The 23,372-nt window shown below is 36.7% G+C and carries 21 protein-coding genes and 1 pseudogene; 6 read left to right on the forward strand and 16 right to left on the reverse strand.

Translation table 11 applies throughout. The annotated features are described in order from the left end of the window. Position 1 precedes the first annotated feature (1 nt). The 3 genes from RTR43_RS09490 to RTR43_RS09500 all read right to left on the reverse strand — a co-directional run bounded on the left by RTR43_RS09490 (position 2) and on the right by RTR43_RS09500 (position 3,113). A complete protein-coding gene (locus tag RTR43_RS09490) occupies positions 2 to 1,276 on the reverse strand; it encodes an L-cysteine desulfidase family protein (protein WP_312471376.1) in 1,275 nt (424 codons plus the stop codon). Between the two features lie 481 nt (positions 1,277 to 1,757). Next, entirely contained in the window at positions 1,758 to 2,759 is a 1,002-nt protein-coding gene (locus RTR43_RS09495) for an LLM class flavin-dependent oxidoreductase (RefSeq protein WP_312471378.1), read from the reverse strand. A 204-nt stretch (positions 2,760 to 2,963) separates the two neighbouring features. After that, positions 2,964 to 3,113, reverse strand: a complete 150-nt coding sequence (locus RTR43_RS09500) for a hypothetical protein (RefSeq protein ID WP_312471379.1) — start codon at positions 3,111 to 3,113, stop codon at positions 2,964 to 2,966. Between the two features lie 166 nt (positions 3,114 to 3,279). Here RTR43_RS09500 and RTR43_RS09505 point away from each other — a divergent pair, with 166 nt between their 5' ends. Next, positions 3,280 to 4,101 (forward strand): S1C family serine protease, encoded by an 822-nt coding sequence (locus tag RTR43_RS09505; protein WP_312471380.1) that lies wholly within the window; start codon positions 3,280 to 3,282, stop codon positions 4,099 to 4,101. Positions 4,102 to 4,343: 242 nt separating this feature from the next. On the opposite strand, the gene RTR43_RS09510 is transcribed toward RTR43_RS09505, so the two are convergent. The 3 genes and pseudogenes from RTR43_RS09510 to RTR43_RS09520 all read right to left on the reverse strand — a co-directional run. Beyond that, the gene (locus RTR43_RS09510; RefSeq protein ID WP_312471382.1) at positions 4,344 to 5,372 is read right to left on the reverse strand and encodes a serine hydrolase domain-containing protein; all 1,029 of its coding nucleotides are present in this window, start codon (positions 5,370 to 5,372) and stop codon (positions 4,344 to 4,346) included. Between the two features lie 91 nt (positions 5,373 to 5,463). Beyond that, on the reverse strand, positions 5,464 to 6,030 hold the full coding sequence (locus RTR43_RS09515) for a MarR family winged helix-turn-helix transcriptional regulator (RefSeq protein WP_312471384.1): 567 nt from the start codon (positions 6,028 to 6,030) through the stop codon (positions 5,464 to 5,466). A 441-nt stretch (positions 6,031 to 6,471) separates the two neighbouring features. After that, positions 6,472 to 6,649: pseudogene (locus RTR43_RS09520) on the reverse strand (formyltetrahydrofolate deformylase); the annotation flags it as partial. Positions 6,650 to 6,972: 323 nt separating this feature from the next. Here RTR43_RS09520 and RTR43_RS09525 point away from each other — a divergent pair. Both RTR43_RS09525 and RTR43_RS09530 read left to right on the forward strand, forming a co-directional pair. Continuing rightward, positions 6,973 to 7,956 (forward strand): ring-cleaving dioxygenase, encoded by a 984-nt coding sequence (locus RTR43_RS09525; protein ID WP_312471385.1) that lies wholly within the window; start codon positions 6,973 to 6,975, stop codon positions 7,954 to 7,956. Positions 7,957 to 8,277: 321 nt separating this feature from the next. After that, positions 8,278 to 8,961 carry a Dph6-related ATP pyrophosphatase gene (locus tag RTR43_RS09530; RefSeq protein WP_312471386.1) on the forward strand — a complete coding sequence of 228 codons (684 nt, stop codon included), beginning with the start codon at positions 8,278 to 8,280 and terminating at the stop codon, positions 8,959 to 8,961. A gap of 76 nt (positions 8,962 to 9,037) precedes the next feature. Here RTR43_RS09530 and RTR43_RS09535 read toward each other — a convergent pair whose 3' ends face one another. The 4 genes from RTR43_RS09535 to RTR43_RS09550 all read right to left on the reverse strand — a co-directional run bounded on the left by RTR43_RS09535 (position 9,038) and on the right by RTR43_RS09550 (position 12,630). Continuing rightward, positions 9,038 to 9,322 carry a FlhB-like flagellar biosynthesis protein gene (locus RTR43_RS09535; RefSeq protein WP_312471388.1) on the reverse strand — a complete coding sequence of 95 codons (285 nt, stop codon included), beginning with the start codon at positions 9,320 to 9,322 and terminating at the stop codon, positions 9,038 to 9,040. Further along, positions 9,319 to 10,632 carry a hypothetical protein gene (locus RTR43_RS09540; RefSeq protein WP_312471390.1) on the reverse strand — a complete coding sequence of 438 codons (1,314 nt, stop codon included), beginning with the start codon at positions 10,630 to 10,632 and terminating at the stop codon, positions 9,319 to 9,321. Before RTR43_RS09540 ends, RTR43_RS09535 begins: the two co-directional genes overlap by 4 nt. 387 nt (positions 10,633 to 11,019) lie before the next feature. Continuing rightward, positions 11,020 to 11,220 (reverse strand): cold-shock protein, encoded by a 201-nt coding sequence (locus tag RTR43_RS09545; RefSeq protein WP_007083691.1) that lies wholly within the window; start codon positions 11,218 to 11,220, stop codon positions 11,020 to 11,022. Positions 11,221 to 11,529: 309 nt separating this feature from the next. Further along, a complete protein-coding gene (locus tag RTR43_RS09550; RefSeq protein WP_312471407.1) occupies positions 11,530 to 12,630 on the reverse strand; it encodes a threonine aldolase family protein in 1,101 nt (366 codons plus the stop codon). Between the two features lie 151 nt (positions 12,631 to 12,781). Here RTR43_RS09550 and RTR43_RS09555 point away from each other — a divergent pair, with 151 nt between their 5' ends. After that, positions 12,782 to 13,609 carry an HAD family hydrolase gene (locus tag RTR43_RS09555; RefSeq protein WP_312471408.1) on the forward strand — a complete coding sequence of 276 codons (828 nt, stop codon included), beginning with the start codon at positions 12,782 to 12,784 and terminating at the stop codon, positions 13,607 to 13,609. Positions 13,610 to 13,760: 151 nt separating this feature from the next. Here RTR43_RS09555 and RTR43_RS09560 read toward each other — a convergent pair whose 3' ends face one another. From RTR43_RS09560 to RTR43_RS09575, 4 genes are all read right to left on the reverse strand, one after another. After that, positions 13,761 to 15,125: an Nramp family divalent metal transporter gene (locus RTR43_RS09560; protein ID WP_312471410.1), complete on the reverse strand. Its 1,365-nt coding sequence runs from the start codon at positions 15,123 to 15,125 to the stop codon at positions 13,761 to 13,763. A gap of 255 nt (positions 15,126 to 15,380) precedes the next feature. Then, complete coding sequence (locus tag RTR43_RS09565; RefSeq protein WP_312471411.1) at positions 15,381 to 16,436, reverse strand: ABC transporter substrate-binding protein; 1,056 nt, start codon at positions 16,434 to 16,436, stop codon at positions 15,381 to 15,383. A gap of 63 nt (positions 16,437 to 16,499) precedes the next feature. Continuing rightward, positions 16,500 to 17,351 carry an ABC transporter permease gene (locus tag RTR43_RS09570; protein ID WP_312471412.1) on the reverse strand — a complete coding sequence of 284 codons (852 nt, stop codon included), beginning with the start codon at positions 17,349 to 17,351 and terminating at the stop codon, positions 16,500 to 16,502. Beyond that, the gene (locus RTR43_RS09575) at positions 17,329 to 18,120 is read right to left on the reverse strand and encodes an ABC transporter ATP-binding protein (RefSeq protein WP_312471415.1); all 792 of its coding nucleotides are present in this window, start codon (positions 18,118 to 18,120) and stop codon (positions 17,329 to 17,331) included. Before RTR43_RS09575 ends, RTR43_RS09570 begins: the two co-directional genes overlap by 23 nt. Before the next feature lie 207 nt (positions 18,121 to 18,327). On the opposite strand from RTR43_RS09575, the gene RTR43_RS09580 reads away from it, so the two are divergent. Beyond that, positions 18,328 to 19,917 carry an ATP-binding protein gene (locus RTR43_RS09580; RefSeq protein WP_312471417.1) on the forward strand — a complete coding sequence of 530 codons (1,590 nt, stop codon included), beginning with the start codon at positions 18,328 to 18,330 and terminating at the stop codon, positions 19,915 to 19,917. Position 19,918: 1 nt separating this feature from the next. Further along, positions 19,919 to 20,605, forward strand: a complete 687-nt coding sequence (locus tag RTR43_RS09585; RefSeq protein WP_312471418.1) for a response regulator — start codon at positions 19,919 to 19,921, stop codon at positions 20,603 to 20,605. Positions 20,606 to 20,713: 108 nt separating this feature from the next. Here the strand turns inward: RTR43_RS09585 and opuFB are convergent, their stop codons facing one another. Beyond that, positions 20,714 to 22,231, reverse strand: coding sequence for an osmoprotectant update ABC transporter permease/substrate-binding subunit OpuFB (opuFB, locus tag RTR43_RS09590; RefSeq protein ID WP_312471419.1), 1,518 nt, complete (start codon positions 22,229 to 22,231; stop codon positions 20,714 to 20,716). After that, positions 22,224 to 23,192, reverse strand: coding sequence for an ABC transporter ATP-binding protein (locus RTR43_RS09595; RefSeq protein WP_312471420.1), 969 nt, complete (start codon positions 23,190 to 23,192; stop codon positions 22,224 to 22,226). Before RTR43_RS09595 ends, opuFB begins: the two co-directional genes overlap by 8 nt. Between the last annotated feature and the right edge of the window lie 180 nt (positions 23,193 to 23,372).

The raw sequence follows: 23,372 nt of genomic DNA on the forward strand, positions 1-23,372 counted from the left end.
ATTATTTTTCAAGCATTAATTTTAAAATAAGTTCATCTGTTTGCCGCGTTCCTTCATTTCCAAGCTTACAGAAGCTTTCAATACTTTTTTCAACATCATCATGAATAAAGCCATCAGTTGATTGAATTTCTTGATGGTTCAGCGCTAGCAAAGCCGATTGAACAGCAACATTTGAACAGGTTGAAACTTTCATGGCACAGCCTGCCTTGGCCCCGTCGCAAATCATTCCGGATACATTGCCGATTGTGTTTTGAATCGCTGCTTTAATTTGCTGTAGACCACCCTCTAGTAAATAAACTATGGCTCCACTCGCCCCCATTCCTGCAGCAGTTACACCGCATAATGCAGATAAGCGGCCAAATTTAGATTTAATATGAATCGTAATCAGATGGCTGAGTGCAACTGCGCGAATCATTTTTTCCTCTGAAACTTGCAATTTCTCCGCAACTGCAACAACAGGAAGTGTGACGGCAATCCCCTGGTTGCCACTCCCGGTATTCGCCATCACTGGAAGTGTAGAACCGGCCATTCTCGCATCTGAACCGGCAGCAGCCAAAGACATGGCTGCAGTGGCCAAATCATCAGATAGAAACCCTTTTTTAATATTGTCTTTAAGCGTTTTGCCAACATTTAGCCCGTAATCCCCGGATAGTCCTTCCAACCCAATGACTTGATTTAACTCAATGCTCTTTTTAATAAGCGATAAATCATTAAGATCCGCCTGCAAAACCCATTCATATATTTCATCAACCGTGAGTGCTTCTAATTGCTCTTCATCGGTTTGGATGCCGATGTTCTCACACCCGCCAAGATAGACCTCTTTGCCATCTACTTCAATGAGAGTGATATTACTATGATTATCAAATATAACCACTCGTGAAGTATGTTTTTCTGTTTGTACAATAACTTCAATATAAAGTCGTTTTGGAGTGTCTGCTTGACTAGCAGTTACTTTCCCCTCCTCAATCAGTTTTAACGCCCTTCGCTCATCTTGCATGGTGAGCCCATTTAATACCTCTAGCTGTTTATTAGGGTCTCCTGCTGTCGCCCCAAGTGCTGCCGCGAACTCAAGACCTTTTGCTGACATCCCCGGAATCCCGACTGATTTAGCATTTTTAATAATATTTCCGCTCACCATTACACTAATTGCTTTTATTCTCCCTAGTGCATAGCTTTTTGCAGTAGCTGCCGCGAGCACAATCGCTACTGGTTCCGTACAGCCAAGTGCAACAACTAATTCTCTTTCTAAAATAGTCAATATTTTATGCTTCGTCATATGTCCTCCACAAGCTTTACTGTAAAACACTTATCTTTGATTTTACCATGTTTGGATGAAAAATGGGGCAATTCACTGTCATTAAACATCACCCTCTTTCTGCTTAGAGAGTGCAGACCCCCTTTCCTAAATCTTATTTTATATATTATCATTTTCATTTTTTCTTCTTGAATCTCGTTATTTAAGTTGATGTTCACAACATCAGAAAGACTTTCTCCAATTTAGGTAAATCTTCCTTTGTGAATATTCCTTTTTCAGACCTTTCTTGGATGTAAAGAAGTATTTCTTCTCAGGTTTTTAGGTTTTTCCCAGCTAATTCTTATAAATCAATTCTTCCTTAAATCTTCCGAATTTAAGTTTGATATTGAGATGCCCCAGATTCTGAAATCTATGCCCAGATATTAAAAATGACTCCGACATAAACCGGAGTCATTTGTTTACATTATTTACTTGAGGCTTGTTAGTCATTCTTACTTTTCTCCTATTTTCCATCCACTACTTCCTTCAATATTTCATATGAACGTTTTTGTTTTTCTGAATCATAGATATAGGACACAGCCATGAGTTCATCTACATGATATTTTTCTTGAAAACTAATCAACTGTTGTCTGACTGTTTCTTTGCTCCCCAACAACGTCACACTTGACATCGTTGTTGCCATTTCTTCTTCCATTGGATTCCAAATCTCATCCATGTTCTCAACAGGTGGAAGTAACGGATTTTTCGAACCACGTACCACATTCAAGAAAAATTGCTGCATTGTGGTCGATAACCATTTAGCCTCTTCATCGGTTTCCGCTGCAATCACATTTAAACATACCATCATATACGGTTTGTCCAAGTATTCAGTTTGCTTGAAGTTGTCACGATAAATCGAAATCGCTTCTTCCATGTATCTTGGAGCAAAATGGGAAGCAAATACATATGGAAGACCTAAACTTGCCGCTAAATAAGCTGAATCTGTGGAAGAACCGAGGATATAAATCGGAATATTCGTGCCAACACCAGGATAGGCTTTTACATAACTTTGCTGATCTTCTGGGCCAAAATATCTAAGCAAGGCCTTAACATCATCAGGAAATGTAAAAACAGAATCACTTTTCGAGCGTCTTAAAGCATTTGCTGTCATCATATCTGTACCGGGAGCACGACCAAGCCCCAGTTCCACACGATTTGGATACATCGTGGCCATAGTTCCGAATTGTTCTGCCACTACTAAAGGGGAATGGTTAGGAAGCATAATCCCACCTGACCCCACGCGAATGGTATTGGTATGTTCTAATGTATGTTGAATTAAAATAGACGTCGCTGAGCTGACCAGTGTTGGAGTATTATGATGTTCCGCAATCCAATATCGTTGATAGCCCATTTTTTCGACCGCTTGCGCAAGATCAACCATGGCGTCTATCGCTTGTTTCGGACCCTGTCCCTGACGGATAGGTGCTAGATTTAAGACAGAGATAGGTATAGTAGTAGTTGCCATTATAAATTTGTCCTTTCATAATGAAATATACTCCTATAGTAACAATAGGCATGCAGGAATTAAATAATAATGCCTGTGGTGAAACATAATCAATCATCCATTCTTCCTTATATTCAATGAAAAAGAGGAGGCCAATTCCCCCTCTTACATAATTGATTTATTTTTTAAGAATAAAAATCGGTTTTCCTAATTCCTACCAAAAGGCTATTTTCTTTTATTACTAGTTGGCTGTTGAATTGCGACATGTTTTGGGCGTTCTGGATATGATCCTTTTTCAGAATCATCAGGACCAGTAAGGGTATTTCTTTGATCTAGAACCTTCCCTGTAAACTCAATAGGATTTTTCTCTGGCATAGTTTTCACCTCTGATTATTAGGATGATTAGCACCTTTTTTTCATTGTTGTTTACTCCTTGTTTGGTTGTTATCCCCATTTAGTATTGTTCATTTTTTTATTTTTATGTTTTACCTATAAGAATCGATATAATAAGAATATACAGTCAATCTTTGAGGGGGACAAAGTGGAGAAAGAATATAAAGATTTTAACCATGAACATCCGGATGAAGAAATGGATTGGGAAGCTTTTTTCAAAGGAGAAGATGCTCAAGAATGGGAAAAAGAAAAAGCGAAAAGAAGAACGCGAAAAAAATTTATCGGTAAAATCGTAGGTTCTCTGATAGTGTTTGCCTTATTAATAAGCGGATTAGGGATGTGGTTTGATGTATTTAATATCCCCGCCATCCAATTTGTTGAAGTGTCAAATAGACTTTCAAAGCAGTCAGAAGTAAGTCAATACAAGAAATCTGTTGTGATCCTTGAATGGGATGGTGTTAAAGGAACAGGCTTTAATGTCGCACCAGACGGATTAATAGTGACAAATGAACATGTTGTTGAAAATACAAACAGAGTGAATGTGCATTTTAGTTCAGGAGATTCTTTTGTAGGGAGGGTAATCGCAAAAAATCCGAAACTTGACCTTGCAATTGTTGATATAAAAGCAAAAGAGCTACCTGTTTTACCGCTCGCTATTGAAAAGGAGTGGGAAAAATGGGAAGACGAGAAAATTCTATTCATCGGGAACCCGTTAGCCTTTACCCAAATAGCAAACGAAGGAAAAATTGTAGGTAAAGTCTTGCTAAAAGATTGGGATGTTCCCGTTATGATGATTGAAGCCCCAATCTATAAAGGTAATAGTGGAAGTCCAGTTATTAATCAAAATGGAGAAGTAATAGGGATTATCTTCGCAACTTTGCAAAATCCTGCAATGGAATCAAAAGAAATTGTTGGTGCTGCTGTGCCTTCCTATTATATAAAGACCATTCTTGATGAGGTGAAAGATTAAGCTCTTAGGCTGTGAAAGCGACAATCGTACTTTTTGTGAAATACATTTATTAAAAATAGACACCAGCCAAAATTTAGAAGGTGTCTATTTTCAATCTAACTTGGGTGCTTTGTGAAAATAATTTGTCGATTTCACTCTGCGAAGTTTGAGTTATTAAGAACATATTAGTTTCTTTATTTCAAATTAAAGGAATAAGGTGAACCATGATAGATTAAATCTCACCATTTTTTTGTTGGCAATTCTTATATATCTTTTGATTTCTGTAGACTTTCTAATAAGGAAATTCCTATATTTTCATCATCATTTCTACCTAATCTATAATTGGCCAAAACTACGGAGGCAACTTTCTTTTCTTTATCAATCCCTAAAAATGAACTAAAGCATCCTGTTCCACCGCCATGCAAAATAACATTATTGTTTTTCTTTAAAACCAACCATCCAAGACCCATATCATACATCTTTTTTCCATTTCCATGTTTTTTATGACAAAGAGACAAATATGGTTTATCTTCGTAAATATTTATTTTTGCATATTTAAGTAAATCACCAGCAGTTGAACTTATTGCACCCGCAGGTGATATAAGATTTTCTTTGTTCCATTTCCAGTTGCCGCAATCATTATTTTTTCTGTCATAACCATGTAAATTATTATTTGATGTTCCTAAATATGTACCGCTTAGTCCAAGCTCATTATGAAGAAAGTCATTCATTGTGTCCCAATATCCCCTGCCTGATACAATCCCCAACCCATACCCAATAAGTGATATACCGAAATTTGAATATTTCCATGAATAATCCACTTCTTTCAATTTATTTTTTTCAATTAGCATTTTCATTTTGTTAAAATCCATATTTAACGGATTATTCTTATTCAAATCACCACCGCCAATAATCAAACCTAAAATTAGGTTAAAATATTCCCGTTTATTTAATGGCAGTCTTGCTGAATATCCAGAAGAGTGAGTAGCAAGACGAAGCAATGTAGGATAATACTCGTCTTCCTTAAGTTCTTCTATATATTTTTGTATTGAATCGTTTATTGACAACTTGTTTTCAAATACATATTTTGATAGCAAAGATACTGTAAAAGTCTTTGTAATAGACCCAATTTCATAATGATATTTTTTTGATGAATCAAGTTCACCGTTTTCATTATAAATTTTTATTACAGAATTATTGTCTGTTAAATAGCCAACAGTTAATTTTAAATGTTTTTTTCCTCTACAGGCCCTTTTAATTAATCGTAATGTTTCATCACTGATTTCAAACATAATGATTGCTCTCCCTTATCCTTCATTTTAAAAATATTTCAAAGGATTGATATATATTCTTCAAGATAAATTAGCCTATCCGATTTATTTTTCATATTTTATTTCCTCCATTAATTGCTTGAATTCTTCGTCTCTCAAACTCCTTCATCACTCTCAATTGTAATTCATTGTTATCTTCATCCATTTTTAAGGTACCCTCTTCTTCAAATCCGTCGTGTTCTTCACCGTCAAAACTATAAAGTTTCTTTAAAAGGTCCCACATTGTTTCCAATTCAACAGCTGATAACTTTTTAAAAAGTTCTTCCAAAAGGAAGATTCCTTTTTCTGCAACAACAAGCAATACCTGTTTTCCGGTTTTAGTAATTTTTACGTTAATCGCACGTTTATCTTTCCTACTAGGAACTATGTTAACATAACCCTTATTTTCTATAATTGTAATTAACTGTTTTACACTCTGTTTTGTGGTACCTAATTTTCTAGCAATATTATTCAAAGTCGTTTCATCTTCAGGTAAATGCGCAATTGCCACCATTGCCATATACTGTCTTGATGTTAAAAGTTCAAGGAACTTGTCACCTTTTACCTGAATTTTATTTGCAAGAGAAAATAAGGTAGCGTAGGTTTGCTGCATTAAAAAAAGTTCTCTGTAAATATCCATATCCAACCTCCAGTTTAGACATTATACTGTCTAAAATAAGAGTATCATATTTTTCATTTTAGTCAATATGCTGTCTATTTTATTTTTTTCTTGAAATAACTGCCCTTTAGTTCAATAAGAAAAAGACTGCCGTTTTTTTTGGCAGCCTATTTTAAGGTAAGCACCAGTTAATTGAAGTTCAAGGATATGTTTTTAAGTATTTATACCTTATTAGTTCGCCACTGGTTAGTTTGAGTGAAAGTTTTCACAATTAACAATTTTCTTTACACTTGTTATTCAACAATCTGGCCCTTTAATTGAACAATACACCTGGAGTTTTAGTATCAAAAGAAAAACCCTATTCATACAGGGTTTTTATCAAACTTTATTATAAATGATCAATCTTTTTTTAAAATTATTGTACTTTGTTATAAATTATCAAACTTTATTTCAAAGCCACATTTGCCACTCCCATAAAAGCTCCTGCAGACAGTGCAATTCTTTTGATACAAAAATTTCCGTTTTTTTCACTTTATAAACTGGAGTAAAAATCCACTCCCTCGGGGTTGGTTGAATACTGATTAGACTCAATGTTATTGGCATTATGCGAAAATAAAGATTGAGAGATAGCTGATACAATTCCTGGCTGGTCTCTAAAGAAAAGCGAACCTCAGCCAAATTCCACTGGAATCAACATCAACCGCTAGGAAGGGAGTCTGCTAGTATATTTCATTAAAGAAGTTTTTCCCCCACATACAATTGACAGAAAAAAATAAACATGTTATATTTATCTCGAAATAGAGATGTTTTAATTCAAGATAAAGTTTCTAGTAAAATTCTATAATTAATGAACTAGTTTGCGTCTTCTAATAAAAGTTTACGAATGATCCTCTCTCTTGAGTAGCGAAACTGTTTAAATGGAATCATATAGACGCACATATTGAGAATATTGGAGGGTATAAAATGAACGGATTAAAAGGTATTCACCATGTCACAGCTATTACGAGTAGTGCAGAAAAGAATTATGAATTTTTCACTTATGTGTTAGGGATGCGCTTAGTAAAGAAAACGGTTAATCAAGATGACATCCAAACTTATCATTTATTTTTTGCTGATGATACAGGCGGCCCTGGTACAGATATGACGTTCTTTGATTTCCCTGGCATTTCTAAAGGAGTACATGGGACAAATGAGATTTCAAAAACTTCTTTTCGCGTACCAAGTGATGCCGCTATTGAGTATTGGGTAAAACGATTTAATCGTTTAGAAGTTAGGCATACGGGAATCAAAGAACATTTTGGCAAAAAGACGCTATCTTTTGTGGATTTCGATGACCATCAATATCAATTGATATCAGATGAAAACAATGAAGGTGTTGCTAGCGGTACACCATGGCAAAAGGGTCCGATCCCATTAGAATATGCAATTTCTGGATTAGGCCCACTCTTTGTTCGAGTGGCGAACTTTGATTATTTTAAAGAAATGATGGAAAAAGTTCTACTATTTAATGAAATCGCTCAAGAAGGATCTTTTCATTTATTTGAAGTAGGTGAAGGCGGAAATGGAGCCCAAGTGGTTGTCGAATACAATGCGATTCTGCCACCATCCCAACAAGGTTTTGGTACCGTACACCATGCTGCCTTCCGTGTAGAAGACCGCACTGTTTTGGAAGAATGGATGAACCGAATAGAAGGCTTCGGATTTGGAACCTCTGGTTTTGTAGACCGCTTCTTTTTTGGGTCCTTATACGTTAGAGTTGCTCCACAAATCTTATTTGAATTTGCCACAGATGGCCCCGGTTTTATGGGAGATGAACCGTATGAAACACTTGGCGAAAAATTATCTTTACCTCCATTTTTAGAAGCAAAACGTAGTCAAATCGAAAAATTTGTTCGCCCTATTGATACAGTTAGAAGTACAAAAGAATTTGTGAAAGAAAATCATTAATTTTCAAAAGTAGCTAAAAAGCTTGTCATTTCAGGGAAAAACATGCAATATCATTACAAAAATCACAGAATCATTTCCTTTCATTCCCAGATAAAGAAAACCAGAGTTTTGCTCCGGTTTTCTTTATTTTTATTATGAATTACCAATTGGACGCTCTCTGGCACTCTAATAAGTTTACTTTTCAAGCTTTTTTCCTTACTAAATCGCACAAAATTCTTGTTTATCTTATATATGAGGTACCAAGTTCAGGATTTATCACCTTTTGTGGTAAAATTAAACTATTACTTTTAATAATAATATGTTTAAAAAGGATGATTAATCTTGAAAAAACGAATTGCTTTATCTTGGAGCGGTGGAAAAGATTGTTGTATAGCATTGGATACTTTAATTCAAAAAGGGTATGAGATTGTTTCCTTAATTACGACTGTACCCAAAGAACTTGGTCGGACATTTGGTCATGGAGAACGAACAGAAATGATTAAATTACAGGGAGAAGCACTCTCCATACCCGTTTATTTTATTGAATGCTCCTATGAAAACTATACAGATCAATTTGTCAAAGCAGTACAAACCTTGAAAAATCAAGATATGATTACAGGAATCGCCTTTGGAGACCTATATTTAGATGAACACCGGGAATGGGGTGAAAAAGTTGCTATCAGTGCAGAGGTTGAGGCAATCTATCCCCTTTGGACGAAAAAGGAGGCTTCCTTACAATTATTGGAAAATTTCGTCGACTCTGGTTATGAAGCAGTCGTTGTTCGTGTACGAGAAGATGTATTAGATGAATCTTGGCTCGGTAGAATCATAGATGAATCATTTTTACATGATGCAAAAAAGACTGCTATTTGTCCAATGGGAGAATCAGGTGAGTATCATACCTTTGTATATGATGGGCCGCTATTTTCAAAAAGGATTCAATTGGATCAGGGAGAATTAATTCAACTTGAAACAACAAAGAAACTAGAATTTAAGAGTTATCGTCTTGTAGCGAGTGGTAAGTAGCGTTTTCATTGTCGATCACTTACCTTTCAATTAGGTAGAAGAAATCTTTTCTCTACCTGATTTTTATTTTCATCCATTAACTCTTTGAATGTTGGTGATCAACACTGTAAATAAAGGCAAATACCTCCGCTACTGCATCGTACAGCTGTTCGGGGATTGCCTCATTTATTTGAAGTTGACTTAGTAACTCAACCAAAGAAGGATCTTCTTGAATGGGAACTTGATGTTTTTTTGCTTTTTCGATAATATTATTGGCTACATTGCCTTTTCCTTTAGCCACTACTTTGGGTGCCATCTGCTTACTTGTTTCATAAGAAAGTGCAACAGCTTGTATTTGTTTAGTCCTATTTTTTTTACTCATATTTTTATATCTACCTCCCGGTAACCATCCTTTAACAAAATAGAGGAATTCATTTGATCTTCGTCTAACTTGTCTTTTTCATAAGGGGGAATAACTTTTATAAAGGACAGATTGTAACCAAGTTCATCTAGTTTTTCTTTTAATGAAGGTTTTAGAGTAGCAATAATGGTTTCAATTTCCTTGGTATCGTTGATGACTGTAATATGAATCAGTTTATTTTGAATTTGCATATCAATCACAGTGTGTTGAATGCTCTGTAGCTCTAAATAAAATAAAATTCGGCAATAATTTGGATCAATTTGTCCGTTACTAGTTTTACGACCGCTCCATTGAAGGGTAACATCAGATTTTTTTTCCCCCAATAGGATTGGTAACTGCATCAATATTTGTAGCATGGGACCATTTGTCTCTTGAGAGATTAATTGCATTCCTGTTAATCTATTTAAAATTGGCTCTAGCTCCCTTCCACTGTTTCCTAGCTCGCTCATCGCCTTTAATAACAGAGGCTTTAGGGAATCTAGTGACTCAAATGATTCCTGTTTAACTTTTGACCATACCTCCACTTCTTTATCATATTCAAGACCTAAAGAGTGAATCATGGATTCTAGCATTTTTTTCACTTCTGTACCAGAGGGTAGCTGTTCGTCAATTGATGAGAAAATTTGATTTATTGAACTATTCTCCAATATATTAGCAATCATTTGTTTTAATGGTTGTGCCGACTTTAATGATTGAAATTTCGGGTCTTCTAAAAACTTACCTAATTGTTCTAATTGACTAGTAAAGGATTTGGATTCCTGAACAGCTACTAGAGATTGAAAGATTTGCTTTGTAAACGGTAAATCCTTTTTTATCATATATTCAATAGCCGTTGTGGCTTTGGGGAAATCCGTTTTCTTATTTATCCAGTTTTGGGTTTCAACGAGATGTTCTTTCGTAATGGGAAGATCTTTTGATAGTAAAAACTGTACGAATTGTAGATTGATTTTCGTTTCAGGAAGTTGAAAGTGTTTTAATAATGAATGTATGGATTGCTGGCTTGTATTTTGTCCAATTCCTTCTACTACTTTTAAGTGAATTTCAGCACCGTCATTAGACTGGACTTCAAACCAATAACTATTTCCAGCCGAAAGTGCTGCCTTTAATTGTGCATATAATTTTACATTTCCTAACTGGATTAATGCCGTATTATTTTGAAAGAATTTCTGCACTTTACCATAAATCAATTGGCCTTGTCTTAAAGAAAACAAAGAATCTTTTGGAAGATTTTCAACATTAAGCAAGGATTGTATCATATGTACTGGATTCATTTTTCTAGCTCCTTAAACTAACTGCCACATTTTTTTATGAATGATATTGAGGATCTATGGTAGAGAAATATGCCTAGCAAGGTGATTTCCTCAAAATGTTGTTTTGTCCCAAACCGCAGATGCAAGGTCTGTTTCCTCTTAATATATATCGGTTTCCTTCAAAATAGCTTTAATCAATAATTACATTTTTTTCTTTCATAAGAATGGACAATAATCTCCTAATAAAAGGATTAGTGATTCCTATGAATATGTGCTATACTTTGTCTACCATTTACTTTACGTTTTTATTAGCTCGCCCTACTCGTTTGCTGAGTGGGGCTCTTTTATATTAATTTTGACAAAAAAAAAGACTCTGCAAGAGAGTCTTTTTATCTATTTTGGTTTTTATTATGCTTTACGAACGTTAGTAGCTTGAGGTCCGCGTTGGCCTTGTTCTACTTCAAAAGTAACTGCTTGACCTTCGTCTAGAGATTTGAAACCTTCGCTTTGGATAGCTGAGAAGTGTACGAATACATCGTCTCCTGCTTCGCGTTCGATGAATCCGAATCCTTTTTCTGCATTAAACCATTTTACTTTACCTTGTTCCATTGTTGTTTCCTCCTCGTGTGCTTTGCACACATTGTGTTACTATCCTTGCTTAGTTCTTCCAGACAAAAAGTTTAACACTTCATAATCCTACCGACAAACAAAAATAATTCTTACTAACTATAACAGAGAATCTCTAGTAATGCAAATAGGTATTTTGGAAAACTCGGCAATTTTCAAAAATAGGGTGGAATTTTCTTTTCCTACTCTCTCGTTGCTTTGATGAATTTACCATAGATTTGTGGGTTCAACCCTTCCCATCCCTAACAAAAGTTAATCTCCACCGAAAGCTCAAATGTTGCCTGACACTTACTATATATTTGAGATACCCCGTATTTTCTCATCAAGTAGATGAAAGACGTTCTTTACCTCTTCCTTTGGAGTTTGAGCATACATTTCCTCGATACTTAATTCAAAATAGCAAGTGGTTTTACTTAGTCCCTTAATGTTGCTTGTTAAGCCAATGCCGGTTTCCTGATAGATTTCTGATAAAATCACTTCCATCTCCTCTTTTGGTGCAGAGAAATGGACATGAAACATATTGGAGACTGGTTCCGAAGGCTGGGTTGAAACACCGTGACATTGATTAAATAATCCGGCAAGTTCTTTCGCTTCTTCATAATACTTCTTCATCTTCCCCACCCTCTGATCGAAATAATAATCAGCACTGAGGATATATGGATAAAGGCTGATTAAATCCCCACCATGACGCCTTTTCCATACCTTTGATTCCTCTGTAAAGGATTGATTACCTGCCAAAATAGCCCCTGCAATCCCACCAATTCCTTTGTAAAAGGAAACATACACGCTATCAAATAAATCACAGATTTCAGCCGCAGATTTTTCATAATAGGGGAGAATTTCAAAAAGTCTCGCTCCGTCTAAATGTAATATAATCCCTTTTTCATGACAATAAGTTGAAATATCTTCAAGTGTTTTGTAGTCGGGTAGTTGTCCGCCTATCTCACGTTGAGGTAATTCCAGCAATAAACAGGCAATATTCTCCTCCATCCCCACAACATCTTCCAGTTGTATTAAACTGTTTTTATCTGCCAATAAGATTGGTTCGATCTGATGTAATTCTTTTAACCCATCTTCTTCATGAATTTCTAAATGACACAATGGATGATACGCTACTTTTTTTAAGCCCTTTTTATCACACCAAATTCGTAAAGCAATTTGCTGGGCCATCGTCCCGCTTGGAAAAAATACGGCAGCTTCTTTCCCTAAATACTTAGCCATCTTCTCTTGGAAATCTTCGATAATTTTACCCCTACCATAAACATCACTTTCCTGTTGTCCATCTACATCCTTCAAAACTTCTTTTAGGATTTGAATGTCTCTCGTGCCAGGGCCCGCTACCTTATACTTTGTTTTTTTAAATGCTTCTACTAAACTATTATTATCGTTCAATTTATGCCGCTCCCTACTTTGCGTGAATTTAATTTACTATTGCAACAATTCTTATTTCTAATATATCACAGTTGGATGCTTAAAAATCTCTTTCCATAAAAAAATCTGATATAGTAGTCATATGAAAGAATGAAAGGAATTAGGACAAAAAATGAAATGTATTTCAATCGATTTAGATGGTACCTTATTAAACTCTCAACATGAAATTTCCGAAGAAAATGTGAAAGCCCTAAACAAATTACAAGAGCAAGGTCATTGTCTTATTTTAAACACAGGCCGGGCATATGCTGATGTGATAAAATTAAAGGCCGTACAAAATATGGAGGTTCCTATTTTTTGTATCAATGGTTCTGTTCTATACTCAAAATCAAGAGAAATAATCTATGAAGCAACGTTAACCGTTTCAGCCTATCAAGAAATCTTCACACTGCTAAAAGAATTAGGTGTAGGAATTTTAGTATATACAAATTATGGCGGCTATCCTTCCACCTTGCCTCCATTACATGATAAAAGTAAAGAAGAGCTCGATGTCCTTTTTCAAGAATACAATTATGATGAAATTCTCGAAAAAGACAATCTAAAAATCTATAAGCTAATTGCTCTAGTACACTATGACCAATTAGAAAAAATTGAAGAAGTGAAAGCCTCCTTAGCTGGTAAATTTGATATTTCAATGGCTTCTTCCTTCGCTAATAATGTGGAAATTACTTCAAGCGAAGCACATAAAGGAAAGGCATTATTACGTTTCCAGCTGATGATGGATCTATCCTTTGATGAAATTATTGCATTTGGTGACGGTGGCAACGATCTCGCCCAATTTGAAGTAGCCACTACTTCAGTCGCGATGGGAAATGCCCCTCTCCATGTTCAACAAAAAGCTGATATTATCACAAAGACAAATGATGAAGATGGTTTTGCCTATGCTGTTCATCATCTGTTACACTTACTTGATTCCGATGAGAAAATATCAGTTATTTAATGGGAAAGATTGCTTACCTCAAATAAGGGGTAGCCAGAAAACAGTAAAAAGTCAGGAGTTCATGTGCATTTAAATTTACCATTTTCCCACATCAGGTGTCAGGCATTACATCGAAAAAAGATCCTCCGATTCGGAAGATCTTTTATCTTTTTTACCCTATATCTTGACCAGTAACCACAATATAACCGATTAAAAAGATATTCAATAAAACAATTACAACCGTACATATCCATGCCAATATTTTTACTGGTAATTTGTTAGCAAATTCCCCCATTTTCCTTTTATCACTTGTAAATAATACTAAAGGGATGACTGCAAATGGGAGTGCCAGGCTTAAAACAACCTGACTCCACAACAGTAGTTCACCAGTTCCTCTAGATCCCCCAATCCAAGTCACAATAAAGGCAGGAATAACTGCTAATAATCGGGTAATTAAGCGGCGAAGCCAAGGTGAAATTCGTAAATGTATGAATCCTTCCATAACGATTTGACCGCTTATCGTTCCAGTAATCGTAGCATTTTGCCCCGAGGCAAGTAAGGCAACTGCAAATAGAGTACTTGCAATCCCTACCCCTAAAGTTGGACTTAATAATGCATAGGCCGCTTCAATTTCAGACACATTTAAATTTGTTCCATAAAAGGCTGCCGCTCCGAGAATTAAGATAGCTGAATTGATGAGGAAAGCACCTGTTAATGAAGATGTAGAATCAATTAATGAAAATTTTATTGCCTCTCTTTTTCCTTCAATTGTTCTTTTGTATTGTCTTGATTGAACAATGGAAGAATGCAAATATAAATTATGCGGCATGACTGTTGCCCCTAAAATCCCTAGAGAGATAAAGAGCATGCTTGGATTAGTGACAATTTCCATTTTCGGAACAAACCCACCAAACAACGCCGAAATTTCCGGTTTTGATATGATTACTTCAAAGGCAAATACAATGAAAATAGTAACCATTAACACTATGACAATAGATTCAATTATACGGAAGCTTTTCTTTTGCAAGTAAAGTAGGAGCAACACATCCAGGGTAGTAATCGCAATACCTAATAATAAAGGAATACCGAATAATAAATTTAACGCAATCGCTGAACCGATAACCTCTGCTAAATCGGTTGCAATTATGGCCAGTTCCGTTAATATCCAGAGAAAAAAACCTGTTTTCTTTCCAGTTGCATCCCTTGTTGCTTGTGCAAGGTCCATTCCCGTTACGATACCAAGCTTGGATGCCAACGCTTGAAGCAGCATAGCAATTAAATTAGAAAGGAGAATGACAATTAACAGTGTGTACCCGAATCGTGCACCACCTGCAATGGATGTCGCCCAGTTACCTGGATCGACATATCCAACCGCCACTAATGATCCAGGACCGGCAAACGCCAAAAGTTTTCGCCAAAAACCGCCTTTTGTTGGAACCCTCACTGTGTTATTTACCTCTTCTAAACTCACATTAGAGCTCTGTTTTAACCACCCTTGCTCTTCCGTCACATGTTTTGTTTGAGCTTGAATACTCATTAATCATCCCCCCTTAAACTGGCGCATAGTTAATTTATTTTCCTTAGTACAACTTTTTAAGTAATAAAGTTCTTTTATTTATTTATTTATTAATTTATTTATTAATTTATTTATTTATATGTAAGAATATTAACATGGTTTCTTGTACTTGTAAATATTTTTTGCTCACGCGCAACTTTTTGTTGTAAAAGAAACATTAGAAATAAAAAAGTGTCAGGCACCATCCGGATTTTTGGACGGTACCTGACACTTTCTTTATTTCACTTTTTCAACGAATGTATTCGTATAAGTTTTGCTTAAGTCGATGTTAGCATCTTTTATCTTTGGATTAAATGTAGTTAATATTTCATACACTTTGTCAGGGCCATCAGATGGCATTTTTCCATCTGGAGAAAACATGGACAAGCTGGCTTCTAACGCCTTTAAGTATAAATCTTTGTCACCTGCATAATATTCCTTTGGCAGTTGATCGGCAATTTCTTCTTCCGTGTGTGTGTTGATATATTTCAACGTTTTTACAAAGGCGTTCGCTAACCGCTGAGCTACCTCTGGATTCTTTTTTACATAATCGCTGCTCATGTACAAACTTGAAGCTGGATACGTGCCACCCAACGTCTCCTTCGTTCCATCAAGACTTTCCATATCCTTAAAAGAAGTTGCAAGACCTTTTGCTTCTAGCAAAGCAATCGTAGGTTGCGACGTTACCGCTAGTTGAATCGTCCCTTGTTCCATCGCTGCAATCAACGGGCTGCCCGACCCTACAGGAACCGGGACGTAGTCTTGCGGACTATTCCCGCCTTTTGTCACCAAATAACTGGCTAAAAAGTTTGTTGATGCACCTAGACCGGTTACACCAATATTTTTCCCTTTAAGATCGGCTAAGGACTTAATTTTATCCTTAATTTTATTCGAAACCATTAATCTTTGACCAGGAACCAGTCCAAATTGGACAACGGTCTGAATATATTTTCCTTGTGCTTGAATATCAATCGTGTGATCATAATATCCTATCACACCCTGAACCTCGCCTGCGATTAATGCTTGTTCCGCATTAACTCCAGAGGCTGTACTCGATAGCTCAACGTCAATTCCTTCTTCTTTAAAATAACCCAAATTCTCAGTTAATTTCGCCGGCATGTAGATGATTTTTTCCATGCCTCCCACCATTATTTTCACTTTTGGAAGCTTTTCTGAAGAAGTATCTGTATTTTTAGAACTAGCCGGCTTATCAGTATTACTACACCCAGCCATAAATAGACTAAGGATTAGAACAAAACAAATACATAGTAGTTTAATATTTTTCATCATCATTTTACAATCCCCCTTTAAAAAAATAACTAAGTATTTTCAAGCACGACCTTTAGGAAATTCCCATTATTGGCGCACAAATCGCCAAGCAACAAACCGTTTCTCTAATTTGCCGACTGCCCATGTAGCCAGTAATGATGTAATCGATAATATGACCATTCCAGCAAAAACTCCAGTTGTATTAAAGGCACCTTGAGCTTGGGCAATGAGAAATCCTAACCCTTTTGTCGATCCAATGAATTCCCCTACCACAACACCTACAAGAGCAAAGCCAAAACTAGCATGGAGACTAGATAATATCCATGTCAAGGCGGAAGGAATAATAACATGTTTGGCCAACTGCTTTTTGTCCGCTCCCAGTAAACGAGCATTATTTAGCAAATTGCGATCGACCTCGCGGACACCTTGAAAGGCATTAAAAAATACAATAAAAAACGTAAGAGTTACACCAAGTGCAATTTTCGAAGGCATTCCTAAACCAAACCAAATGATAAAAATCGGTGCTAAAACGACCCTTGGCAAAGCGTTTAACATTTGAATATATGGGCCAAAGATAACAGCAAGAATGTCATTGCTTCCTAATGCATAACCGGCAAGTATACCTAAAACAACACCGATAATAAAGGAAAGAATCGTCTCTTCAAAGGTTACGATGAAATGAATATATAATGGACCCTGACTAGTTCCTTCCACAATCCAATCCTTAATCTGATTAACAATTGCGCTAGGACTGGAAAAAAAGAATGGATCAATCCATAGTTTTGAGGCTAAAAACTCCCAAGATCCAAAAATGATCACTGCTACAGCAATTTGCAATCCTAGATTACGGATCATGATTTTTGCTGCTTTCATTTGTAATTCTTTCTTACGCAACAAAACTTCATCTTGTTCATTTTCAAGCATTGTTTGCATGTGCATAGCTAATGAACACCTCATCTCGTAAATCGTTCCAAATTTGCTCATGTAGTTTCATAAACTGTGGGTCAAAACGAATTTCTGATACATTTCGCGGCCTATCAAGATCAATATGATAATCCCCTTTTATCGTTGCTGCCGGGCCTGCTGTCAACACAATCACTCGATCGCTCAGGGCAATTGCTTCTTCCAAATCGTGGGTGATAAAGATGACTGATGCCGAGGTTTCTTCCCAGATAGAAAGCAGTTCATTTTCCATCAGTGCCCTGGTATGAACATCTAGAGCAGAGAATGACTCGTCCATCAAAAGGATTTCTGGTTGGGTGATTAAACATTGTGCTAAGGCAACCCTTTTCCTCATTCCTCCTGATAGCTGGTGGGGATAGTGGCCTTCGAAACCTTTTAGCCCCACCTTCTCTATCCATTTCCTTGCTTCCCTGTAGGAATCTTCTTTTTTAATTCCATTTAATCTTAAACCGAGAGAAACATTGTCAATAACCGTTTTCCAAGGAAAAGCATTCTCCGTTTGGAAGACGCATGCCGCATGTTTGTTGATTCCTTGTAGTTGTTTTCCTTGAATTTGAACCGTTCCTTTTGAAGGTTGTTCAAAACCTGCTATTAAATTTAATGTTGTTGATTTCCCGCATCCAGTTGGTCCAACAATGGAACAAAACTCCCCTTTTACTACCTTTAGATTAATATTTTGTAAGACCGTATGGATTTCTCCAGAAGGCTTGATAAATTCCTTGTTAGCCCCTATTAATTCAATCATTTACTCCTCTTACCCCCTTTTTGATAGCGCTTACGAAAATATTATAAGAATTTTCAGAAACTGAATATATTATGGCTAAAAGTTCAATAAGAACGATTTTTACAGTTTTGGCGATATTGGCAGCGAAAAAGACTTTTTGTGTTTATGATTTATTGCTAAACTGTTTGTATATTCTTTTTTTTCTAACAATTGCACAAGGGGTATAGCATGCAGCATATAAAAAAAATGACGCTGAGAAGTAAAATTAATTGGCTTGTTTCTTTCAATATTCTTTTCGTCCTTATCTTAGTGATTTCTTCCTTTTCCTATATGTTTGTTTCTAATAAATTTTCAGAAACCGGCGAGCGGGCACTTACAGTAGCCAAAACAGTAGCCAGTCTGCCGCAAATTATAACGGCATTTGATGAACAAAACCCTTCTAAAGTAATTCAACCAATCGTAGAGACAATTCGATTGAAAACTGGAGCAGAATTTATTGTTGTCGGAAACATGGATACTCTTCGTTATAGCCATCCGAATCAAGCAAGAATAGGCGAATATATGGTTGGCGAGGACAACTACATTGTCCTAAAAGGCGGGGAAAGTATCACAAAAGCCAAAGGTACGCTCGGTTATTCAGTACGGGGAAAAGCACCGATCTTTGACCAAAATCATCACCAAATTGGGATTGTATCAGTGGGTTTTCTTGATAAAAATATTTGGCATCAATTACACCCATTTTTAGTAAAATTCATCGGAGTTGGGCTGATTACACTTCTTTTTGGTTTGACAGGTGCCTATATTTTATCTGGCCATGTCAAAAAACAAATTTTTAATTTGGAACCATATGAAATTGCCTTTGAAACGAAAAAGCAATCTGCTATATTCGAGTCCATCCGTGAAGGAGTCATCGCTGTAAACAGTCAGGGGAAAATTCTTACTTGTAATCGTGAAGCAAAAAAAATGCTAGGTATGGACGATACTGAACTAATTGGCACAGAACTCTCAACTATTTTACCGATGAGCAGTTTGCCTGATGTTCTCCAAAAAGGAATTCCCCAAAATGATCAGCCGATGATTGTAGGCAATACGCTCGTGATTTCTAATTGGGTACCTGTCATTATGTCGGATAAAGTGATCGGAGCAGTCAGCACTTTTCGGGACAAGCTTCAACTTGAAAAAATTGACCAGCATTTAAATGATATTGGAAATTACGTTGATACATTACGGAGCCAAAGACATGAGTACATGAACAAATTACACTTAATCTCTGGGCTCATCCAGATGTCTGAATATGATATGGCTGAATCGGTTATTAAACAGGAAAATGAAAACTATCAACATACAATCCAGTATTATTTGACAAAAGTCCGAGACCCAGCGATTGCTGGAATCTTGGTTGGAAAAGCACATCGGGCAAAAGAGCTTGGAATTCAATTAACTATAGAGGACGATTCCTTGGTTTCAGAGAACTGCCCCTTTCGTGAAATTGTCATTACAGCATTAGGAAACCTTGTAGAAAACGCTTTCGAGGCTATTCAAACTTCCGTTTTCCAGCGTGAGATCCCGGTTGTAGCCATTTTGATTAAAGAAGAAGAAAATATACTAGTAATAAATGTTGAGGATAACGGACCTGGAATAGATCCAGCAATCAAAGAATCACTTTTCAAAGATGGAATCACGACAAAAGGGAAAGGAAGAGGATTTGGATTAGCGTTTATAACTCGTTTAATTTCTAATCATAATGGATTTATTACAAGTAATAGTAGTAGTAACGGTACGAAAATAGTTGTAACTTTGCCCGTAAGGAGGATTTGAGATGAGGAGTATACAGCAACGTGTTTTAGTCATTGACGATGATTTCATGATCGCCAATCTTCATGGCAAATATATTGAACGACAGGAAGGGTATAAGCTTGTTGGGGTTGCCAAAAATTTTGAAGAAACCATTTCCCTTTCAAGCGAGCTCAATCCCGATTTACTCCTGCTTGATGTATATTTACCTGATCGTTCAGGTCTTGAAGTTTTACGGGATATTCGCTCAAGAAACCTTCCTTGCGATGTCATTTTGATTACAGCAGCTACAGAGATTCATATTATTGAAGAGGCATTTAGATTAGGTATTTTTGATTATTTAATTAAACCTTTTAAACTAGATGCATTGAAAGAGACGTTAAAAAAATATAGCCAATATAAATCCCACTTGCTTTCTACAAGCCAATTAGATCAAAATTTTGTGGAAGGTTTAAAAAAATATCGGGCACCAAAATCTCACGCAGAGGAACAAATGCCCAAAGGCCTTGACTTACGTACCTTAGAAAGAGTGAAACAATCATTAGTACAGGATCAGCAGCTCCGCAGTGCAGCACAAATTGCACAATTAGCGGGAGTTAGCCGCTCCACAGCTCGGGCTTATTTGGATTACCTCATCGAACAAGAAATTGCAGAGGAATTTCTTCAATACGGAACAGTAGGCCGACCACAACGGCATTTCCGTCTGAAATAGCGGTCTTATCAGGCTCACCGGTCATAACCAACAAAAAGTGCCTAACACCATCCGTTTTTATGGGAGGTGTCAGGTACTTTTTGTTTGCGCCAGTGATTGGTCTATTTTTTATTTAATTAATCCTTCTTTTTGTAAAAATTGTTTGGCAACATCTTTGGCGCTTTTACCATTTACATTTACCTGATAATTCATCTCGAGCATTTGGTCGTCCGTTATTTTTCCAGCAAGCTTATTTAAAGCGGCCTTGATTTCCGGATATTTTTGAATGGTTCCCTTCCTTAATAATGGAGCACCTTGATAGGGAGGAAAAAGATGCTTATCATCCTCTAAAACATACAGATTGTATTGCCTTAATTCACTATCTGTTGAATACGCATCAACTAAGTCAATATCCCCTGATTTAATCGCATTGTAACGGAGCTTAGGTTCCATAGTTTTGATATTAGCAAATGTGATTCCATAAAGTTTTTGAATCCCGCGATAACCATCCTCACGATCGGCAAACTCTAAGGTAAAACCAGCCTTTATGCTGCCGCTCATTTGTTGCAAATCAGAAATCGTCGTTAAAGCCTCCCTTTCAGCCAAAGGCTTTGGAACAGCCAATGCATACGTGTTGTTGTAGCTCATTGGTTCCAACATTTCCATGTCATATTTATTTAACATACCAGACCGTGCTTGGTCATACACCTGCCTTCTGTCCGTACTTACAGCCGTTTCTTTTAAAAATTCCGAAATGGCCGTTCCGGTAAATTCAGGATACACATCAATACTACCTGACTTTAAAGCATTGAAAACAAACGAAGTTTTTCCAAGGCCCGGCTTAAGTTCAACATTTAAGTTTGTCTCTTCCTCAATTAGTATTTTATACATATTGATCAATATTTCTGGCTCTGAACCAAGTTTTCCGCCAATGACAATTTTTTTCTGTTCATTGTTTGTAATGGACGGAATAGCGATAATTAAGATTGCTGCAGCTCCCATTACGACAAAAGTAATTAAGGTCTTTTTGAAAGATATTCGTTCAAATTGTCGCAAGAAAATATCAATAAGAATGGCAAGAGCAGCTGCTGGAATAGCCCCAAGAATAATAAGTGCTGAATTGTTTCTGTCAATCCCAAGAAGGATAATGTCTCCTAATCCTCCAGCACCAATGAGAGCCGCCAACGTAGCTGTCCCGACAATTAAAACCATAGCCGTTCGTATTCCGGCCATGATAACAGGAGTGGCGAGGGGCAGTTCTACCTTTAATAATCTTTGTCTTCTATTCATCCCCATCGCTCTTGCAGCTTCAATAAGTGATGGATCTACCTCTTTGATACCGGTATATGTATTTCTAAGGATTGGAAGCAATGCATAAATTACTAAGGCAATAACGGCAGGTACTTTTCCGATGCCGAATAAAGGAATTAAAAGACCCAAAAGTGCTAAGGACGGAATCGTTTGCAGGATGGCGGTAATGCCGATAATCCCTTCAGCAATCTTTTGCTTCTTTGTCAAATAAATACCGAGGGGAATAGCAATAAGTATGGCAAAGAATAAGGCAATCAGGGAGAGTTCAATATGCTCGAGCAAGGCGCTCCACAATTGCGATTGCCTTTCTTTAAAAACATCTGCAAAATTATCCATTGCCGTCACCTCTTTCCTCCAAACCTTCCGCCATAAATTGTAATGCGGTTTGCCTTGTTATGATACCGATGATTTGACCATCTTTTTCCACGGACAATTGTTCATACTCCGTTAACAACAATAGCCCTTCTCTTAATGTGGCCGATGCCGGAATTGTTACGGAAGAAGGTGATGTGCTATGGCTGGCTATAAATTGATTGATGATGTGTTCTAAACGGATATTCTCCTTAACTGTAACTGATTGTGCCCCGACAAAATCCCGAACAAATTCATTAACCGGACTTTCAACAATCTCTTTAGGTGACCCCACTTGAACAATTTCTCCATCCTTCATGAGACAAATTCGATCTCCAAGCTTGATCGCTTCCTGCATATCATGAGTAACGAAAACAATCGTTTTATTAATTTTTCGCTGCACTTCAAGGATGTCATCCTGTAGCTTTTCCCTGCTAATTGGGTCAAGCGCACTGAATGGTTCGTCCATTAACATAATCCCTGGATCTGAGGCTAGTGCCCGTATCACGCCTACCCTCTGCTGTTCGCCTCCAGAAAGTTCTTTTGGTTTCCGGCCTCGATATTTTTCAGGAGACATCCCTACCATTTCCAACAATTTATCGGTTCGCTGCCGAATCTTCTCATTGCTCCATTTTTTCAACTCAGGGACAATCGCAATATTTTCTTCTATCGTCATATGGGGAAATAGTGCAATTTGCTGGAGAACATATCCCATGTTCCAGCGGAGCTCGTGGATGTCGTAATCACTAATTTTTTTACCATAGACAAATATGGTACCGTCAGATAATTCGATTAGTCGGTTCATCATTTTGAGCAGCGTTGTTTTCCCGCAGCCGCTGGGACCAATAATAACAAAAAACTCCCCTTCGTTAATTTCCAAATCAATGGACTTGATTGCAGTGGTACCATCTTGGTATTGCTTTGTTACCTTTTCAAAGCGGATCATTCTCTCACTCCTTATTCTCTTATTTAACTGGAACCAATCACCCCTTAACAGGAATATTATTCCTTCTATTAAGATAACAGGGAATTAGTCGTTGAGTAAAAGAAAACGCATTTGAAAATTAAATAGGTGGCTATTACCGAAGTTTTTAGATTCACAAGATTGTTTCACACACTCGTAGTT

It is taken from the genome of Neobacillus sp. (assembly GCF_031988165.1).
In the GTDB taxonomy this organism is placed as follows: Bacteria; Bacillota; Bacilli; order Bacillales; family Cytobacillaceae; genus Neobacillus; species Neobacillus rhizosphaerae.

What these genes read in the sequence shown, in the direction of transcription:
- RTR43_RS09490 (WP_312471376.1), bottom strand. Translation starts at nt 1,276, where the DNA reads ATGACGAAGCATAAAATATTGACTATTTTAGAAAGAGAATTAGTTGTT.
- RTR43_RS09495 (WP_312471378.1), bottom strand. Translation starts at nt 2,759, where the DNA reads ATGGCAACTACTACTATACCTATCTCTGTCTTAAATCTAGCACCTATC.
- RTR43_RS09500 (WP_312471379.1), bottom strand. Translation starts at nt 3,113, where the DNA reads ATGCCAGAGAAAAATCCTATTGAGTTTACAGGGAAGGTTCTAGATCAA.
- RTR43_RS09510 (WP_312471382.1), bottom strand. Translation starts at nt 5,372, where the DNA reads ATGTTTGAAATCAGTGATGAAACATTACGATTAATTAAAAGGGCCTGT.
- RTR43_RS09515 (WP_312471384.1), bottom strand. Translation starts at nt 6,030, where the DNA reads ATGGATATTTACAGAGAACTTTTTTTAATGCAGCAAACCTACGCTACC.
- RTR43_RS09525 (WP_312471385.1), top strand. Translation starts at nt 6,973, where the DNA reads ATGAACGGATTAAAAGGTATTCACCATGTCACAGCTATTACGAGTAGT.
- RTR43_RS09535 (WP_312471388.1), bottom strand. Translation starts at nt 9,322, where the DNA reads ATGAGTAAAAAAAATAGGACTAAACAAATACAAGCTGTTGCACTTTCT.
- RTR43_RS09540 (WP_312471390.1), bottom strand. Translation starts at nt 10,632, where the DNA reads ATGAATCCAGTACATATGATACAATCCTTGCTTAATGTTGAAAATCTT.
- RTR43_RS09545 (WP_007083691.1), bottom strand. Translation starts at nt 11,220, where the DNA reads ATGGAACAAGGTAAAGTAAAATGGTTTAATGCAGAAAAAGGATTCGGA.
- RTR43_RS09555 (WP_312471408.1), top strand. Translation starts at nt 12,782, where the DNA reads ATGAAATGTATTTCAATCGATTTAGATGGTACCTTATTAAACTCTCAA.
- RTR43_RS09560 (WP_312471410.1), bottom strand. Translation starts at nt 15,125, where the DNA reads ATGAGTATTCAAGCTCAAACAAAACATGTGACGGAAGAGCAAGGGTGG.
- RTR43_RS09565 (WP_312471411.1), bottom strand. Translation starts at nt 16,436, where the DNA reads ATGATGATGAAAAATATTAAACTACTATGTATTTGTTTTGTTCTAATC.
- RTR43_RS09570 (WP_312471412.1), bottom strand. Translation starts at nt 17,351, where the DNA reads ATGCACATGCAAACAATGCTTGAAAATGAACAAGATGAAGTTTTGTTG.
- RTR43_RS09575 (WP_312471415.1), bottom strand. Translation starts at nt 18,120, where the DNA reads ATGATTGAATTAATAGGGGCTAACAAGGAATTTATCAAGCCTTCTGGA.
- RTR43_RS09580 (WP_312471417.1), top strand. Translation starts at nt 18,328, where the DNA reads ATGCAGCATATAAAAAAAATGACGCTGAGAAGTAAAATTAATTGGCTT.
- RTR43_RS09585 (WP_312471418.1), top strand. Translation starts at nt 19,919, where the DNA reads ATGAGGAGTATACAGCAACGTGTTTTAGTCATTGACGATGATTTCATG.
- opuFB (WP_312471419.1), bottom strand. Translation starts at nt 22,231, where the DNA reads ATGGATAATTTTGCAGATGTTTTTAAAGAAAGGCAATCGCAATTGTGG.
- RTR43_RS09595 (WP_312471420.1), bottom strand. Translation starts at nt 23,192, where the DNA reads ATGATCCGCTTTGAAAAGGTAACAAAGCAATACCAAGATGGTACCACT.